Origin of the sequence: Shewanella oncorhynchi, from assembly GCF_030848765.1 — a bacterium.
Taxonomy (GTDB): Bacteria; Pseudomonadota; Gammaproteobacteria; order Enterobacterales; family Shewanellaceae; genus Shewanella; species Shewanella oncorhynchi.
Window position 1 is genome coordinate 1,088,391 of the sequence record NZ_CP132914.1, and the last position, 15,146, is coordinate 1,103,536.

Genomic DNA, 15,146 nt, shown 5'->3' on the forward strand with positions numbered 1-15,146 from the left:
CTTTTATTAAATCAGTACCGACTGATTAGTCGGTTTATCCTAGCTTGCTTAGTGAGATGGTGCAAGGTATCTGGTGTATTTTTGAGCAAGATCACGGCTTGTTGTGGCGTTAGCTTTTACACTAAATCAAGGGTTGTTACATAAGGAGTATGTATGGCATTGTTAAAGCACGGAATTTCGATTGGTATTGAGCGTTATGGTGATGATGATTTTTTCGTTACCTTTAAAGCTATCGGTACCTTAACTCATCAAGACTACGAAATGATGGTGCCTGTGTTGGAGTCAGCATTAGCTGGGGTAAAAGATCCTGATATCTTCGCCTTGGTAGATGTCACCGAGTTGGAAGGCTTGGAACTACAGGCCGCTTGGGACGATCTCAAACTTGGGGTTAAGCATATTCGTCATTTCGAGAAAATAGCCATCGTCGGTAAGACGACTTTGCAGGAAGTGTTGGCTAAATTGGCAAACTGGTTTACGCCTGCTGAGGTAAGGTTTTTTGTTGATAATGGTGATGCTGTTGCTTGGCTGAGAGACTAAGGTTGTGAGATGAAGTTTGTGGTCTGCCAATGCGCTAAATCGGGCGTTATAGCAGCACCGTATAGATTCACCCAGCAATCCATTCGCGCTATAGAAGGAGTACAAATTATGCGTACAGGTCAAATACTCTGGCCCACAGATTTTTCGGAAACTGCGGCCCATGCACTGAGCTATGCCATTGAAATGGCTAATCTATACCATGTAGGGCTAAAAATCTTACATGTGGTTGAACAGCCGATCGGTGATGAAAACTTTATGATTCTATCTATTACCCCTGAAGAGCTTGCTAAAAGCATGGAGGAAGCGGCGGCAACTAAAATGCGAGCACTATTGGATGGATTGAATACTGAGCTTCCCATCACGACCTTGATCCGCCGTGGCGATCCTGTCTATCAAATTTTAGAAGAGGCCAACAGTAAAGACATTGGCATGGTAGTAATTGCTAGCCATGGCCGAACTGGGATTTCGCATTTTTTACACACCAATGTCTCAGAAGCGGTGGCGAATGGTGCATCTTGTCCTGTGCTTGTGGTTAAGTAACTGGCTTTAACTCAATAAATTCAAAGGACGCTTATAGCGTCCTTTCTTTTTGATTGATAAAGAATAATTAATTGAAATGGGTACGCAAGAAGCATAGCAAACTGCTATAAAATAGTGGTATTTTGGCCTTAATAATTAGCTTAATTAAAAACTCAAATGATGGATAAGCTTATGCGTACTCAAGAAGTGTTATGCCCTACGGATTTTTCATCCACTGCGGCCCATGCGTTGAAATATGCGGTTGAAATGGCAAATGTTTATCAAGTCGATATTCGGTTGTTGCATGTGACTAGCCCTGCCCGTGGCGCCCATTGTTATGGTATTGCGGTCGATATTCCCGCTACATTGGAAAATGAACTCAAAGCTTTCGTTGATGCAAAAATGCACAGTTTGCAGCAGGAAATGCAGCAGAACCTTACCGAAGGGCTCAATATTAAGTTAGTCGTGCGCCATGGTGATGCTATTGATGAGATTTTAGCGGAAGCCGTTGATGTGGGCATGGTGGTTATCGCTAGTCATGGTAGCAGCGGTTTAGCTGACTTTTTAAAACCCCACGTTACACAGGATATTGTTAAGTATGCTAAGTGCCCTGTGTTGGTGGTGAAATAACACTATGGGATAAGTTTAGTAGGAATCATTTTTGATCATTTTAGGTTCTGTTAACTTAGTCGACGCCTCTGCTTCATTGTCAAATGACATCAGGCGTCGATACTTTTCCTGCAGAGCCACTAAGCTACCATCTTGGGTAATTTGTTTGAGTCCCGCATTAAAATCATCCCGAATTTGTTCACTGAGAAACGCGAACTTGTATTCTGTAGGTGGGAATATTTGGTGGCAAATCGCCTGTTGTTTTAAGTCTTTCTCAGTCAGTTTGCCCTCAAGATAGGCCTGCTTTAAGTAGTATTTGAAAATATTTTTATCCATCACAACGACATCGGCCCTGCGCTTCATCAGCATATAAACCTGCTGCACTTGCCTCGCTTGTTCTTGGTAGCCACTATTGGTCTTAACCATGTTGGCAAACTCTTCCCCCAGTAACGATGATGCACGTTGAAAGGCGACGACTTGTTTGTTGTTTAAATCGTTTATGCTATTGATGTTAAATTGATTGCTTTCTAGGCTAATGGCGCAGTTTTGGTAGGTTATCGCAACGTTTGAATAAAAAACGTTGTTAATCATTCCTTCTTTGATGTTGATGATGCCATCGAGTTTACCCTCCCTGAGTTCATGGAAAGTGCGCGCCAGTGGTAAGTAGTGGATAGAAGCAGTATGGCCTTTAACTGCGAGGGCTTGGTTAAGTAATTCGAGTTCGATCCCGCTATTTGTTGCTTGGATGACATAGGGTGGGATAGACAGGCTGACGCCTATCTTAATTTCAGCCGCTTGGCCGAGCTGAGCGCCGCATAGGATGAGTAACCCCATCAATTTATAGCGGTTACGACGAGCCACTGAGCTATTTGGCTTATTTAGTTTATGCGCCATAAGTTACCAACACCTCCGCGGTATACACTTGTAACTGTGTTTGATACTCGCCAAGTCATTCCATGACTTTCTTGAGTAAGTGTAGTGTGTCTGTGAACTCAGCACGGCTTTATTTATCAAATACACATTAACGTTTTAACCTATTACAGGCTCAAAAAGATGAGCCCGGCTCAGTTAGAAAAGCAATTTCCTCCGCAGTAGACTCCCTGCCTAAGATAATATTTCTATGTGGATAGCGGCCAAACCTGTCGATAATCGCTTTATGGCGCAGTTCAAACGTTAGGTTTGTTATCGCAGCTTCGCGATTAAATAGTTTTACTGCTACTTGGTGAATGGCTGCCGATTCGCTGTGCATATAGGGCATAAATAGAAAAGGGACTTGTTTGGATTTTAGTGCTGTATCGACCCGTTGGGCAACGGCCTCTTGGGCGAGCATTAGGGCTATTGCATCGGCTTCGAATGCGGCAGGCGTATCGCGGTAAATATTACGGGAGAATTGATCGAGCACTATGATCTCAGCTAATCGACCTTGAGGCGTGATTCGCCAATGTGAAAGTTCCCCCTGTTTGGCTTGAAGTAGTACACCTTCGAAGCGCTGTTTGATCTGGGTATCAAATTCAACATCTTTAATCCACCAAAGCTTTGGGTCAATGTCTTCAAACCAAAATGTCAGTATTTGGTCTGCTGTGATTGTCTGGCTCATTTTAGCCTTTCTTCATAGGTGTTGAGTGATATTAGAAATAACAGTTGTTGGGGGAGGATGACAAGTCGTTTTGTTTGATTTAAGTGCAGATTTGTTATCTGATGATCTTGTCGCGAACCGTAAGTATTTAGTATTGGCTATTGCCTTATTGACTGAATATAAAGTAGTTTTGATGATAATTACTTTTGTTTCCAGACAGGTCATCCTATGTCACTTTCAATGCCAGCATCCCAACAGGTTTCAAAGCAAAATAAGGCGTTTCTGCGTAAGTTATATTTGGCGCATTTAATGGATGATGACCGCCATAATCTATTATCACTCAATAAGTTAACCGGAATGCCTCGCCGAACTTTACAGGATGCTATCGCAGCTTTTGAGGATATAGGTATTCGAGTCGAGTTTGTGCAGGAAGGCAGCCGTAACAATTCAGGTTATTACCGCATAGTCACCTGGGGGCCGATCAGCAGCGCTTGGGTCGATACCCATCTAAGCGAAATCGCTGAGCTGATAGGGTTTTACGAGAAGTCAATTTAAACGCTGTTTGTTACCAAGGACGAATTTGAGAACTCTTCAACTGTTAGGTTTTATTCTTGCCATCGCAGGCGTCATTTTGGGATATATAACGCTAGCATCTATTGACGGTCAAACATCTGAAGCTTCTGCTGGGGCTGCGGGTTTAGGCATGATTTTTATGGTATTACCAGCCTTTGGCTGTTCTGCGTTAATGTTGGTACCTTCTTCTTTAACATTATGCAAATCAGAAGTAAGGCTACGTACCTATTTTAAAGGGAGTTTTTGGTTGAGTCTGTGGAAATTGAATTTAGTTATTTCTGCTGTATATATTCTTGTTACTCTTTATGTAGGCTATTTATGGCTATAAATCAGCATTGGTCGCTAACGAGTGAATCATCTTGTTCATAATATGTTCATTTTTTAGGCTTAACCTTCAACGCGAGTCTCACCCGAGGATATTGCATTCGTTTGCATAGATATTTGAGCATTTTCTCTTCGTTACTCCTTTGCCAATTTTCTGGCCTGACCAGCCTAAACTCCCTATAATCGGCTGCAAATGTCATCACGTTACATAGTGTTCACATCTAAATACTCTACATACTTAAAATAAAAAGGAACCTTGTTCCATGTTAGAAAAACTGTTCAAACTGAAACAAAATCAAACGAGCCTCAAGCAGGAAGCGGTCGCAGGTTTGACAACATTTATGACGATGGCCTACATCATTTTTGTGAACCCAATGATGTTAGCCGATGCGGGCATGGACCATGGAGCTGTATTTGTAGCGACCTGTTTGGCTGCGGCTGTCGGCTGTTTGGTTATGGGGCTGATGGCGAATTATCCCATTGCGCTTGCTCCAGGTATGGGACTTAATGCCTTTTTTACCTACACAGTCGTGGGTGAAATGGGTTACAGCTGGGAGACTGCGTTAGGCGCGGTATTCCTGTCGGGAATTTGCTTTTTAATCTTGTCCTTAGTGCGTATTCGAGAATGGATTGTAAATAGTATTCCCATGTCGTTACGTATCGGTATTGCTGCAGGTATTGGTTTGTTCCTTGCACTGATTGGCCTTAAGAGCGCCGGTATTGTGGTGGCAAGTCCTGCTACGCTAGTGACACTGGGCGATATCACGGCATTTCCGGCGGTTATGGCTGTGCTGGGCTTTTTCCTCATTATTGCTATGGTGCAGCGGGGAATGAAGTCGGCGGTGATTGCTAGCATTCTGATTATCACTGGCCTAGGACTAGTGTTTGGTGATGTGCAGTACCAGGGCATTGTATCAATGCCACCTTCAATCGCACCTACATTTATGAAGATGGATTTATCCCAAGTATTTGAAGTAACTATGCTATCAGTCGTTTTTGCCTTCTTATTTGTGGATCTCTTCGATACCTCTGGCACCTTAGTGGCGGTTGCACAGCGTGGTGGTTTTCTCGATGATAAAGGCCGTTTACCACGTCTGAATCGTGCCTTAACCGCTGATAGTTTAGCAACGATTGCAGGGGCGGCTTTTGGCACTTCCACCACGACAAGTTATATCGAAAGCACCGCGGGTGTGAGCGCAGGTGGTCGTACTGGTTTGACGGCCGTTGTGGTGGGATTACTCTTTATTGCTGCGTTATTTTTATCGCCATTGGCGGGGATGATCCCGGCTTATGCGACTGCGGGCACACTGTTTTATGTAGCGATTTTGATGATGTCGGGACTGGTGCATGTCGAATGGGAAGATTTGACTGAAGCCGCGCCTGTGGTGGTGGTGTGTATATTAATGCCGCTAACGTTTTCTATCGCGACGGGCATTGCCTTTGGGATCATCTCATATGCAGCAATCAAATTACTCACAGGTCGCTTTAGCGATCTTAATGTGGGCATTTTAGTATTAGCCGCATTGTTTGTAGCTAAGTTTGTCTATGGTTGATGCTGTCGATTAATTCACCTGCACAGTAAAAACTCGCAACGTAGATTGTTTACATTTTTTGAGGGCCATCTAATCGATGGCCCTTTTTAATGCGCGATTCTAAGCAAAAACGAAAATTTATCTCGAGTTAATAACTCCTTGCTACCAATTACTCAGCGGATTAGGTATAAGGATTGTTCGGTTATTTTGTTACAAATGAATAATGAACTTAAGTGAGATTGCGTATCGCCGCGTGGTAGTGAAGTTAGGGACGAGTGTGCTGACCTCTGGCAGTAAACAGCTAGATAAAGCCCACATGGTTGAGCTTGCTCGTCAAATGGCCGCACTGATGAAGTCAGGGGTCGAAGTCGTATTATGTACCTCAGGAGCAATTGCCGCTGGGCGTGAACATCTCCAATACCCGACACTGCCCGACACTATGGCCAATAAGCAATTGTTAGCCGCTGTCGGGCAAAGTCAGTTGATCCTCGCTTGGGCACAACTCTTTAGTATTTATGGGCTGCATGTGGGCCAATTGCTGCTGACCCGTGCCGACTTGCAGGATAGGGAGCGTTACCTTAACGCCCGCGACACGCTCAATGCCTTGTTGGCCAATAATATTGTGCCGATCATCAATGAAAACGATGCTGTTGCTACCAATGAGATTAAAGTGGGCGATAACGACAATTTATCGGCGCGCGCAGCACTCTTATGCGATGCTGACTTATTGATTTTATTGACGGATCAAAAGGGCTTATTCGATGCCGATCCGCGCACTAACCCGAACGCTAAGTTAATTTCACAAGTGGTGAAGATTGACGATAGTCTGCGTATGCTGGCGGGCGGTTCTGTATCGGGTTTAGGCACAGGTGGTATGTCGACTAAATTGGAAGCGGCGGATATTGCTCGCCGTGCTGGTATCGAAGTGGTTATCGCCTCTGGCCATCACCCTGATGTGATCAAAAAAGTGGTCGCCAAAGAGTCTGTCGGTACTCACTTTAGTGCCATCGAAAACCCGCTCGAAAGCCGCAAACAGTGGATTCTAGCGGGACCTGCGACTCAAGGTTCTTTAGTGCTTGATGCGGGCGCGGTCAAAGCCGTGACTGACAAGGGCCGCAGTTTATTGTCTAAAGGTATCGTAGGCGTTAAAGGTCAGTTTGAACGTGGTGCGACGCTACAATTAGTTGATCAACAAGGTAAAGTGATTGCTAAAGGGATGACACGATACTGTGGCCAAGCCCTGAGTTTGATTGCAGGTAAGCATTCCGACGAGATCGAGTCTGTACTCGGTTACGATTATGGTGACGCAATAGTGCACCGCAACGACATGGTTGTCTTATAAGCGAGGTCTATTTTGAGTCAAATGAATCAAGATCAGTATTTACAGCAACTTGGCCAAAATGCCAAACAGGCCAGTTATGCTTTAGCCAACTTAACGGCGAGCCAAAAGGCTGACTTACTCGAAGCTATTGCCGATGCGCTGACTGCAAACTCCGCCGCCATTTTAGCGGCTAATGCTAAAGACGTTGCCGCCGCTAAGAACGATGGATTAACTGAGGCGATGATCGACAGACTGTTGCTCGATGATGCGCGTTTAGCGGGCATTATCGGTGATATCAGCGATGTGATCCGCCTTGCTGATCCCGTGGGCGAAGAGTTTGGCAGCAAGTTATTAGATAACGGTTTAAGGTTGACTCGTCGCCGCGTACCGCTGGGCGTGATTGGGGTTATCTACGAGGCGCGCCCGAATGTGACTGTTGATATCGCGGTACTCGCCCTTAAAACGGGTAATGCGGTGATCCTCCGTGGCGGTAAAGAAACCCTTGAATCGAATAAGCTTATCAGCGAAGTGATCCGCGGCGCGATTGTCGCCCAAGGTTTGCCCATAGATGCGGTGCAATTTATTGATTCTTCAGACAGAGCCCTAGTGACAGGTTTACTTAAGCTCGATCAATATGTCGACATGATAGTGCCGCGTGGCGGTCAAGCGCTGCAACGCTTATGTGCCGAGCAAGCGACGATTCCAGTGATTTTAGGCGGCATTGGTATTTGCCACTTGTATGTCGATAAAAATGCCGACCTTGAGCGTGCCTTAGGCGTAATCGCTAATGCCAAAGTGCAGCGTCCAACTGTGTGCAATGCCCTTGATACCTTGCTGGTGGATGAGCGCGTGGCTAGCAGTTTTGTACCGCAAATTGCCGAATATCTGCATCGTCTAGGCGTGCGTTTTTCAGTTTGTGACACAAGTTTTAGTCTGCTGGATGGTTTAGGGTTCGATGTGACGCTTGCTAAGTCTGAGGATTTTGGCATTGAATGGCTGTCATTAACCTTAGGTATCAAAGTCGTGGGCGATATCAATGCCGCTGTTAGCCATATTCGCCAGTATTCTAGCGGCCATTCGGAAGCCATTTTGACCGATGATATTCATGCAGCGGCGCACTTTATGAATGAAGTGAACTCAGCCGCCGTGTATGTGAATGCCAGTACTCGTTTTACCGATGGCGGTCAGTTTGGTCTTGGCGCTGAAGTGGCGGTGAGCACGCAAAAACTGCACGCCCGCGGTCCAATGGGGCTTGAGGCATTAACCACATATAAGTGGTTAGCTTGGGGTGATTACACCAGTCGTGTTTAGCGGTAAATACTGATAAACCCAAAGCCGTTAACGCATTGAGTTGACGGCTTTTTTGTTTGCGGTATCCAACTGAATAGCGACATCAATATGTTTGGCTAACGAGTTTAGCTGCTTATGGTGAGCGGGGTATAAGTAACAAGTAACCAGATACAGAAAAATATCGTCGACATAACGACAGTGAATTTACGAAAGGCCTTGATGTATTCCAAGGTATAAATAAAGTACTTTTCTTGTACTCTGCGAGTGAGTAAAACCGAAGGCAGCATAAAACTGCAATAGAGCATGACTACCATAGTGGTAAAACTGTTTCCCCAGAAATGCTCATAAATAAATAAGGCGATGCAGAGTAGCATGGCGCACCAACTGATAGGGCTGATGCTATTTTCTGGATTCCATTGGGTTGATTTTTCCATCTGACTATCCTTAGTCGATTTGTACCTCAGTACAATTTATAGACGGATATCACGGCTTTATCAAACGCTTTCCACTGTTAGACTCAGTACGCTGGCCAGTTTGTTGCCGTTTGAGCCTTGTTCACCATTTATCTAACATGAGTGCGTACAACTTAAAGTGGAGTGAATTACTTACTTAACGTCGAATGACTTGTGCTTAATGTGGCCTGGATAGCTTAAAGTGTCTTGATATCGGCAAATTCGCCTTTGCAAAGCTGAGCTAAGTCTGTGGCCGCTAAGCTTATCTCTAAACCGCGTCTGCCCGCGCTGACATAAATCCTGTCGAAGCCTTGAGCGCTGGCATCAATCAAGGTTGGCAATTGTTTCTTTTGCGCTAAGGGACTAATACCGCCAACCAGATAGCCTGAGGATTTTTGTGCTAGGTCGGCATCGGCCATTTGTAGTTTCTTTTGTCTTAAGCATTTAGCTACGGCTTTTAGATTAAGCTGATGATCGACGGGCACGAGCGCGACGGCAATCGGCGCATGAGCTTTGTCGATGGCAACTAAAAGGGTTTTAAATACTTGCGCGGGTTCAAGCCCTAGGGTGTTAGCGGCTTCTTCGCCGTAGGCGGCGCAGTGTGGATCATGACTGTACTCTAGGATATCAAACGCAATTTTGGCTTTTTTCGCCAATCGGACGGCCGGGGTCATTTTATACTCCTTCACAAAATGGGGGATATTAGCGTTTAATCTTGGCTTAAAATGTTAGCCAGCTCTTTTAATTGGCTCATTGCCGTGAGCTAACATTATTTAAGGCTGTTACTCAACGATTATTCCGCTAGCTTTGTGCTTATCTTGTTTTTACGCTCTAAATAACGGGGCAGAAGTTGCTGCAACATCATCCCCGATAAAATAAAGGCTAGGCCGAGATAGGTTGCCATCGCAATCGTTTCTTGCAAAATCCACGCGATAAAACCAATCGACATCACAGGGGATAAAAACACCATAGTGCTGATGTTCGCGGTGCGAGTGGCGGTTTTCAGCGCCATTAACCAGAGCACGAAGGTAATGCCCATCTCAAATAAGCCCACATACATACCTGCAAATATCGCCTTAAGACTAAAACTGGGCAGGGTATCTGTCAGCAATAAGGTGACGGCAATAAAAGGTAAGCCGATAAGAAAACTCAATAATAAACTCACCACGGGATCGCCTTGATCTTTGGTGTTGACGATCCAATATAGGCACCAGAGTAAGGTGCTGGTGAGGGCAAGGCCGATACCGAGCGGGCTATCAAAACTAAAGCCGCTGATATCGCCGCCGGTGGCAATGATAAACACGCCTGTATAGGCAATCAGCGCGGCAGCTATGTCGCTCTTACGCAAATGTTGCTTTAACAAAGGCGCGGCCAGTAACGGCAGTAATACCGCCCAAGTGTAATTAAGTGACAAAGCTTGCTGCGCAGGCAGTAAGGAATACGCTTTAAATAGCACGACATAGTAAAGGAAGGGATTGATGAGTCCAGTCACCAGATAAAACATGGGGCGGCGTAAAAACTGTTGCTTGAGTAAGGAAAGCTTTTTTTGCCAAGCAAGGATTCCGGCAAGGGCAATAATCGAAGTGAGTACGGCAACAAACACCAGCTGCAGCGGTGTGTAGTAACTCAAGGCAATCTTAAAGGCCGTGGCCACTGTAGACCAGAGAAAGACCGCCGCCATGCCATACACGTACGCTAAATTCGAAGACTTCACTCTGCTACCTTACTAGGATAAACATCCGCCAAATGTGGGCAGATTGAATAACAGCTTTGGTTGATAAGCAAGACTATTTTATGTGATTGGATATTTTATCCCGCTGTAGATGCGAGAAAGATAAATCAGAAAATTTTTTTGTTCGCCCTTGTAATTAAATTCCCTGTCCCAATATAGGTATCAAGGCAGAGAAGGTGGCCAACGATGGACTTGATATTTAAACCGTCTAGCCCCATATCAAAACCAACTAAACAAATTTAGATTGAATGAAATTTTTCGGAGGACCTCATGGGTAAAATTATTGGTATCGACTTAGGCACAACAAACTCTTGTGTAGCTGTCCTCGATGGTGGCAAAGCACGTGTGTTAGAAAACGCTGAAGGCGATCGCACAACCCCGTCAATCATCGCTTATACAGATGATGAAACCATTGTCGGTTCGCCAGCAAAACGTCAAGCTGTGACTAACCCGACTAACACATTCTTCGCGATTAAGCGTTTGATTGGTCGTCGCTTTAAAGATGACGAAGTCCAACGTGACGTGAACATCATGCCATTCAAAATCATTGCAGCCGACAACGGTGATGCATGGGTTGAATCGCGTGGCAACAAGATGGCTCCACCACAAGTTTCTGCAGAAATCTTGAAAAAGATGAAGAAAACCGCAGAAGACTTTTTAGGTGAAGAAGTAACAGAAGCGGTTATTACTGTTCCTGCTTACTTTAATGATTCACAACGTCAAGCGACTAAAGATGCGGGTCGTATCGCAGGTCTTGATGTTAAACGTATTATCAACGAACCAACGGCTGCTGCATTAGCCTACGGTATCGATAAGAAACAAGGCGACAACATTGTTGCAGTATACGATTTAGGTGGTGGTACATTCGATATCTCTATCATCGAAATCGACAGCAACGATGGCGACCAAACATTTGAAGTGTTGGCAACCAACGGTGACACCCACTTAGGTGGTGAAGACTTTGACAACCGTTTGATCAACTACTTAGCTGACGAATTCAAGAAAGAGCAAGGCTTAGATCTGCGTAAAGATCCATTAGCAATGCAACGTCTGAAAGAAGCAGCAGAAAAAGCGAAAATTGAACTTTCAAGCACCAACCACACTGAAGTGAACCTGCCATACATCACGGCAGACGCAACAGGTCCTAAGCATTTAGTGATTAAAATCACTCGTGCTAAATTGGAATCACTGGTTGAAGACTTGATTATCCGTACATTAGAGCCACTAAAAGTTGCCCTGGCTGATGCAGATTTATCTGTAACAGACATCAACGAAGTGATTCTAGTGGGTGGTCAAACACGTATGCCTAAGGTTCAAGAAGCAGTGACAAACTTCTTCGGCAAAGAACCTCGTAAAGACGTGAACCCTGACGAAGCGGTAGCCGTAGGTGCTGCAATTCAAGCGGGCGTACTGTCAGGCGACGTGAAAGACGTATTACTGTTAGACGTAACACCACTGTCTCTGGGTATCGAAACCATGGGCAGCGTGATGACTAAGTTGATTGAAAAGAACACTACTATTCCTACTAAGGCGCAGCAAGTGTTCTCAACAGCCGATGACAACCAAAACGCAGTGACGATTCACGTACTGCAAGGTGAGCGTAAGCAAGCGAGCGCGAACAAGTCATTAGGCCAGTTCAACTTAGACGGTATTGAGCCAGCTCCACGTGGCCAGCCACAAATTGAAGTGATGTTCGACATCGATGCCGACGGTATTCTGCATGTGTCTGCGACAGACAAGAAAACCGGCAAGAAACAAAACATCACCATCAAAGCCTCTTCTGGCTTAAGCGAAGAAGAAGTGGCGCAAATGGTACGTGATGCCGAAGCTCACGCAGATGAAGACAAGAAGTTTGAAGAGTTAGTGCAAGCACGCAACCAAGCTGACGGCTTAGTCCACGCGACTAAGAAACAAGTGGAAGAAGCGGGTGATGCATTGCCAAGCGAAGATAAAGAGAAAATCCAAGCTGCTATGGCCGCTGTTGACACTGCCAGCAAAGGCAATGACAAAGAAGCCATTGAAAAGGCAACTCAAAACTTGATCGAAGCATCTGCTAAGCTGATGGAAATCGCTCAAGCTAAGTCTCAAGCTCAAGGCGGCGACAATGCCGACGCGGGCAAACAGGCTAACGCTGCTGCCGATGACGTTGTCGATGCTGAATTCGAAGAAGTGAAAGACGACAAGAAATAATGACTTGTTTTCAATCAAATAGATTGATTTCAAAGCGTTAATTTCTAGGCGGGCGTTACGGGGCAACCCTAACGCCCGTTTGTTCAACACCAGCTGAGAAGCATGAGATTATGTCAAAGCGAGATTATTACGAAGTATTAGGTGTCAGTCGTGACACCAGCGAACGTGAAATTAAAAAGGCCTACAAACGTCTGGCCATGAAATTTCACCCAGATCGCAACCCAGGCGACAAAACCGCAGAAGCTAACTTTAAAGAAATTAAAGAAGCCTACGAGATCCTAACCGACGCCGACAAAAAAGCGGCCTATGACCAATTTGGTCATGCGGGTGTGGATCCTAATCGCGGTGGCGGTGGTTACGGTGGTGGTCAAGGCGATTTCGGTGATATTTTCGGTGATGTCTTTGGCGATATTTTCGGCGGTGGACGTCGTGGTGGCGGTCAACGCCAAGCGGCCCGCGGCTCAGATTTACGTTACAACCTAGAATTATCACTGGAAGAAGCCGTTAAAGGCTTAACCAAAGAACTGCGTATCCCAACACTGGCGACTTGCGATCTATGTGAAGGCAGCGGCGCTAAAAAAGGCACCTCTGCAACCACTTGTGGCACCTGTCATGGTCAAGGCCAAGTCCAAATGCGCCAAGGTTTCTTTGCGGTGCAACAGCCTTGTCCAACCTGTCATGGCCGCGGCAAGATCATCAAAGATCCTTGCACTAAGTGTCATGGCGATGGCCGTGTTGAAAAGAGCAAAACCTTATCAGTTAAAATCCCAGCTGGCGTCGATACGGGCGACCGTATTCGTTTAGCGGGTGAAGGCGAAGCGGGTGAGTTTGGTGCGCCTCCAGGGGATTTATACGTTCAGGTCAGCGTGCGTGAGCATGCGATTTTCGTCCGTGATGGCAACAACCTTTACTGCGAAGTGCCGATATCCTTCAGTAAAGCAGCCCTAGGCGGTGAGATTGAAGTGCCAACACTGGATGGTAAAGTGAGCCTTAAGATCCCAGCCGAAACGCAAACGGGCCGTATGTTCCGTTTACGTGGCAAAGGCGTCAAGTCGGTTCGCAGCCATGCGGTAGGCGACTTGCTCTGCAAAGTGGTTATGGAAACCCCAGTTAACTTAAACGATCGTCAAAAAGAACTGTTACGCGAATTTGAAGCCACCTTAACTGGTGAGTCGAAAAAACACAGCCCAAAGGCTGAGGGCTTTTTCGATGGCGTGAAAAAGTTCTTTCAAGATCTGAATAGCTAACTTGGTCTAGTGGCGCAGCGGCTAGCTGCGCATTAGAAGAAAAAAGCCCTGCAATGGTTAACCTTGCAGGGCTTTTTTATGTCACAAATCTAGTGTGAGATTTCGATTCTTTTTAAAAGAAAAGTCAAAGTCGTGGGGCTTCACCCCACACCCGACCAAAAGGGGAAAAGCGCCTGTTCCCCTTTTGGATATCCCCCGGCGTCCCCAACGGAGTTGAAAGCCCCTTGTACTCATTGCCAAATTTGCTATCGCTTCCGAAGGATGCGTCCCTGCACCTGCGAAAGCTAGCTCGCCATCCATGGCGAGACTCACGCAATTTGTCTATTCGCCCTGCGGCAACTCCGAGGGGGGCACTTCTGTGGTCTCGGTGTTGGCTGTAAATCCTGAAAGAGTTGTGCATCTCCCATCTTTTTTGATGGTTTTGTTAACTTGATAGCCATTGTAAAAAAGTTACAACTTGACTGAGACCTATAGCGAACATACTTAAAAGGAATTTTAGGGAGTGCTTTAGTCCAAATATAGCTTCTATCACTGTAATTATTGTTAGCATTAAAATTAAATTATTGGTTCGAGTCTGAAGTAATTGCTGCTGACTTTGGCAATAGTAGTCGTGCCACCATTCGTTTTCATTTCTATACGGTTCATCAATATTGTGATCTTTATGATGTTGATAAGTTTTAATTACTTCACCTTCTTTATCTGGAATCAAAAAACATCGTGTACCTATAGAGCCATCATGCCAAAGTGTATATCTATCAAAAAACAGTTCAAACTCTTCATTTGGGTTTAATGCTTTAATTTTCGGTTTAGAAAGAGCATGTTGTACAAAACCATCAAACGAACTACCTGTTCTGATCTCAAAGTCAGATATTGTCGCTCCAGAAAATGGCTCTGTTCCAATGTTTTTTATTCTTAGGCCATACTCAAAGGGTTCATTTTGTATCAAAAATGGATATTGCCTTGCATACCATCGTTTTTTAATAGGGCGATGAATAAACTGCAGCCTAAGATCCACTTGCTTCTTTGGAAGTAGCTCCAACTGTTCTTCTAGTTTTCCTTCCATCAATTGCTTCTCTTAACTTTTAATACTGATTATAAAAAATAAGATAATTTTATTTCAGCTTGTGCTCAAGCGAATAATTACTTAGAAAGCAAGGACTGCCACATCTTTTTCTATCCTTCTAGGATGCTCCATGACGCCCCCAACGGAGTTGAAAGCCCCTTATGCTCATTGCCAAATTTGC

General features: G+C 45.1%; 16 protein-coding genes. 10 read left to right on the top strand and 6 right to left on the bottom strand.

Annotation, left to right across the window (positions count from 1 at the left end):
• Positions 1–153 precede the first annotated feature (153 nt).
• The 3 genes from RA178_RS04885 to RA178_RS04895 all read left to right on the top strand — a co-directional run bounded on the left by RA178_RS04885 (position 154) and on the right by RA178_RS04895 (position 1,686).
• Positions 154–537: a SpoIIAA family protein gene (locus RA178_RS04885; RefSeq protein WP_028761699.1), complete on the top strand. Its 384-nt coding sequence runs from the start codon at positions 154–156 to the stop codon at positions 535–537.
• 108 nt (positions 538–645) lie between these two features.
• Entirely contained in the window at positions 646–1,077 is a 432-nt protein-coding gene (locus RA178_RS04890) for a universal stress protein (protein ID WP_306684791.1), read from the top strand.
• Positions 1,078–1,248: 171 nt separating this feature from the next.
• Positions 1,249–1,686 carry a universal stress protein gene (locus RA178_RS04895; RefSeq protein WP_105251647.1) on the top strand — a complete coding sequence of 146 codons (438 nt, stop codon included), beginning with the start codon at positions 1,249–1,251 and terminating at the stop codon, positions 1,684–1,686.
• A gap of 15 nt (positions 1,687–1,701) precedes the next feature.
• Here RA178_RS04895 and RA178_RS04900 read toward each other — a convergent pair whose 3' ends face one another.
• Both RA178_RS04900 and RA178_RS04905 read right to left on the bottom strand, forming a co-directional pair.
• Positions 1,702–2,559 carry a substrate-binding periplasmic protein gene (locus tag RA178_RS04900; protein WP_173243155.1) on the bottom strand — a complete coding sequence of 286 codons (858 nt, stop codon included), beginning with the start codon at positions 2,557–2,559 and terminating at the stop codon, positions 1,702–1,704.
• A 151-nt stretch (positions 2,560–2,710) separates the two neighbouring features.
• The gene (locus RA178_RS04905; protein ID WP_306684793.1) at positions 2,711–3,262 is read right to left on the bottom strand and encodes a DUF924 family protein; all 552 of its coding nucleotides are present in this window, start codon (positions 3,260–3,262) and stop codon (positions 2,711–2,713) included.
• A gap of 207 nt (positions 3,263–3,469) precedes the next feature.
• Between RA178_RS04905 and RA178_RS04910 the strand changes: the two genes are divergently transcribed.
• The 5 genes from RA178_RS04910 to RA178_RS04930 all read left to right on the top strand — a co-directional run bounded on the left by RA178_RS04910 (position 3,470) and on the right by RA178_RS04930 (position 8,302).
• Positions 3,470–3,796 carry a winged helix-turn-helix domain-containing protein gene (locus tag RA178_RS04910; protein WP_028761704.1) on the top strand — a complete coding sequence of 109 codons (327 nt, stop codon included), beginning with the start codon at positions 3,470–3,472 and terminating at the stop codon, positions 3,794–3,796.
• A gap of 25 nt (positions 3,797–3,821) precedes the next feature.
• On the top strand, positions 3,822–4,142 hold the full coding sequence (locus tag RA178_RS04915) for a carbon starvation protein CstA (RefSeq protein WP_168822716.1): 321 nt from the start codon (positions 3,822–3,824) through the stop codon (positions 4,140–4,142).
• A gap of 259 nt (positions 4,143–4,401) precedes the next feature.
• Positions 4,402–5,691 carry an NCS2 family permease gene (locus RA178_RS04920; protein ID WP_131523194.1) on the top strand — a complete coding sequence of 430 codons (1,290 nt, stop codon included), beginning with the start codon at positions 4,402–4,404 and terminating at the stop codon, positions 5,689–5,691.
• 202 nt (positions 5,692–5,893) lie between these two features.
• Entirely contained in the window at positions 5,894–7,012 is a 1,119-nt protein-coding gene (proB, locus tag RA178_RS04925) for a glutamate 5-kinase (protein ID WP_105251651.1), read from the top strand.
• A gap of 12 nt (positions 7,013–7,024) precedes the next feature.
• Positions 7,025–8,302 carry a glutamate-5-semialdehyde dehydrogenase gene (locus RA178_RS04930; RefSeq protein ID WP_306684797.1) on the top strand — a complete coding sequence of 426 codons (1,278 nt, stop codon included), beginning with the start codon at positions 7,025–7,027 and terminating at the stop codon, positions 8,300–8,302.
• A 104-nt stretch (positions 8,303–8,406) separates the two neighbouring features.
• On the opposite strand, the gene RA178_RS04935 is transcribed toward RA178_RS04930, so the two are convergent.
• The 3 genes from RA178_RS04935 to RA178_RS04945 all read right to left on the bottom strand — a co-directional run bounded on the left by RA178_RS04935 (position 8,407) and on the right by RA178_RS04945 (position 10,447).
• Positions 8,407–8,715 (bottom strand): hypothetical protein, encoded by a 309-nt coding sequence (locus RA178_RS04935; protein WP_212599364.1) that lies wholly within the window; start codon positions 8,713–8,715, stop codon positions 8,407–8,409.
• Between the two features lie 215 nt (positions 8,716–8,930).
• Complete coding sequence (gene ybaK / locus RA178_RS04940; protein WP_263161682.1) at positions 8,931–9,407, bottom strand: Cys-tRNA(Pro) deacylase; 477 nt, start codon at positions 9,405–9,407, stop codon at positions 8,931–8,933.
• Between the two features lie 119 nt (positions 9,408–9,526).
• The gene (locus tag RA178_RS04945; RefSeq protein WP_131523197.1) at positions 9,527–10,447 is read right to left on the bottom strand and encodes a DMT family transporter; all 921 of its coding nucleotides are present in this window, start codon (positions 10,445–10,447) and stop codon (positions 9,527–9,529) included.
• Positions 10,448–10,735: 288 nt separating this feature from the next.
• Here RA178_RS04945 and dnaK point away from each other — a divergent pair, with 288 nt between their 5' ends.
• The gene (gene dnaK / locus RA178_RS04950; protein ID WP_105251655.1) at positions 10,736–12,655 is read left to right on the top strand and encodes a molecular chaperone DnaK; all 1,920 of its coding nucleotides are present in this window, start codon (positions 10,736–10,738) and stop codon (positions 12,653–12,655) included.
• 110 nt (positions 12,656–12,765) lie between these two features.
• Positions 12,766–13,902: a molecular chaperone DnaJ gene (dnaJ, locus tag RA178_RS04955; RefSeq protein WP_113941183.1), complete on the top strand. Its 1,137-nt coding sequence runs from the start codon at positions 12,766–12,768 to the stop codon at positions 13,900–13,902.
• 424 nt (positions 13,903–14,326) lie between these two features.
• On the opposite strand, the gene RA178_RS04960 is transcribed toward dnaJ, so the two are convergent.
• On the bottom strand, positions 14,327–14,965 hold the full coding sequence (locus RA178_RS04960; protein ID WP_306684801.1) for a hypothetical protein: 639 nt from the start codon (positions 14,963–14,965) through the stop codon (positions 14,327–14,329).
• Positions 14,966–15,146 lie beyond the last annotated feature (181 nt).

Coding starts and splice junctions, on each gene's coding strand:
- RA178_RS04885 (WP_028761699.1), top strand. CDS start 154: ATGGCATTGTTAAAGCACGGAATTTCGATTGGTATTGAGCGTTATGGT.
- RA178_RS04890 (WP_306684791.1), top strand. CDS start 646: ATGCGTACAGGTCAAATACTCTGGCCCACAGATTTTTCGGAAACTGCG.
- RA178_RS04895 (WP_105251647.1), top strand. CDS start 1,249: ATGCGTACTCAAGAAGTGTTATGCCCTACGGATTTTTCATCCACTGCG.
- RA178_RS04900 (WP_173243155.1), bottom strand. CDS start 2,559: ATGGCGCATAAACTAAATAAGCCAAATAGCTCAGTGGCTCGTCGTAAC.
- RA178_RS04905 (WP_306684793.1), bottom strand. CDS start 3,262: ATGAGCCAGACAATCACAGCAGACCAAATACTGACATTTTGGTTTGAA.
- RA178_RS04910 (WP_028761704.1), top strand. CDS start 3,470: ATGTCACTTTCAATGCCAGCATCCCAACAGGTTTCAAAGCAAAATAAG.
- RA178_RS04920 (WP_131523194.1), top strand. CDS start 4,402: ATGTTAGAAAAACTGTTCAAACTGAAACAAAATCAAACGAGCCTCAAG.
- proB (WP_105251651.1), top strand. CDS start 5,894: ATGAACTTAAGTGAGATTGCGTATCGCCGCGTGGTAGTGAAGTTAGGG.
- RA178_RS04935 (WP_212599364.1), bottom strand. CDS start 8,715: ATGGAAAAATCAACCCAATGGAATCCAGAAAATAGCATCAGCCCTATC.
- ybaK (WP_263161682.1), bottom strand. CDS start 9,407: ATGACCCCGGCCGTCCGATTGGCGAAAAAAGCCAAAATTGCGTTTGAT.
- dnaK (WP_105251655.1), top strand. CDS start 10,736: ATGGGTAAAATTATTGGTATCGACTTAGGCACAACAAACTCTTGTGTA.
- dnaJ (WP_113941183.1), top strand. CDS start 12,766: ATGTCAAAGCGAGATTATTACGAAGTATTAGGTGTCAGTCGTGACACC.
- RA178_RS04960 (WP_306684801.1), bottom strand. CDS start 14,965: ATGGAAGGAAAACTAGAAGAACAGTTGGAGCTACTTCCAAAGAAGCAA.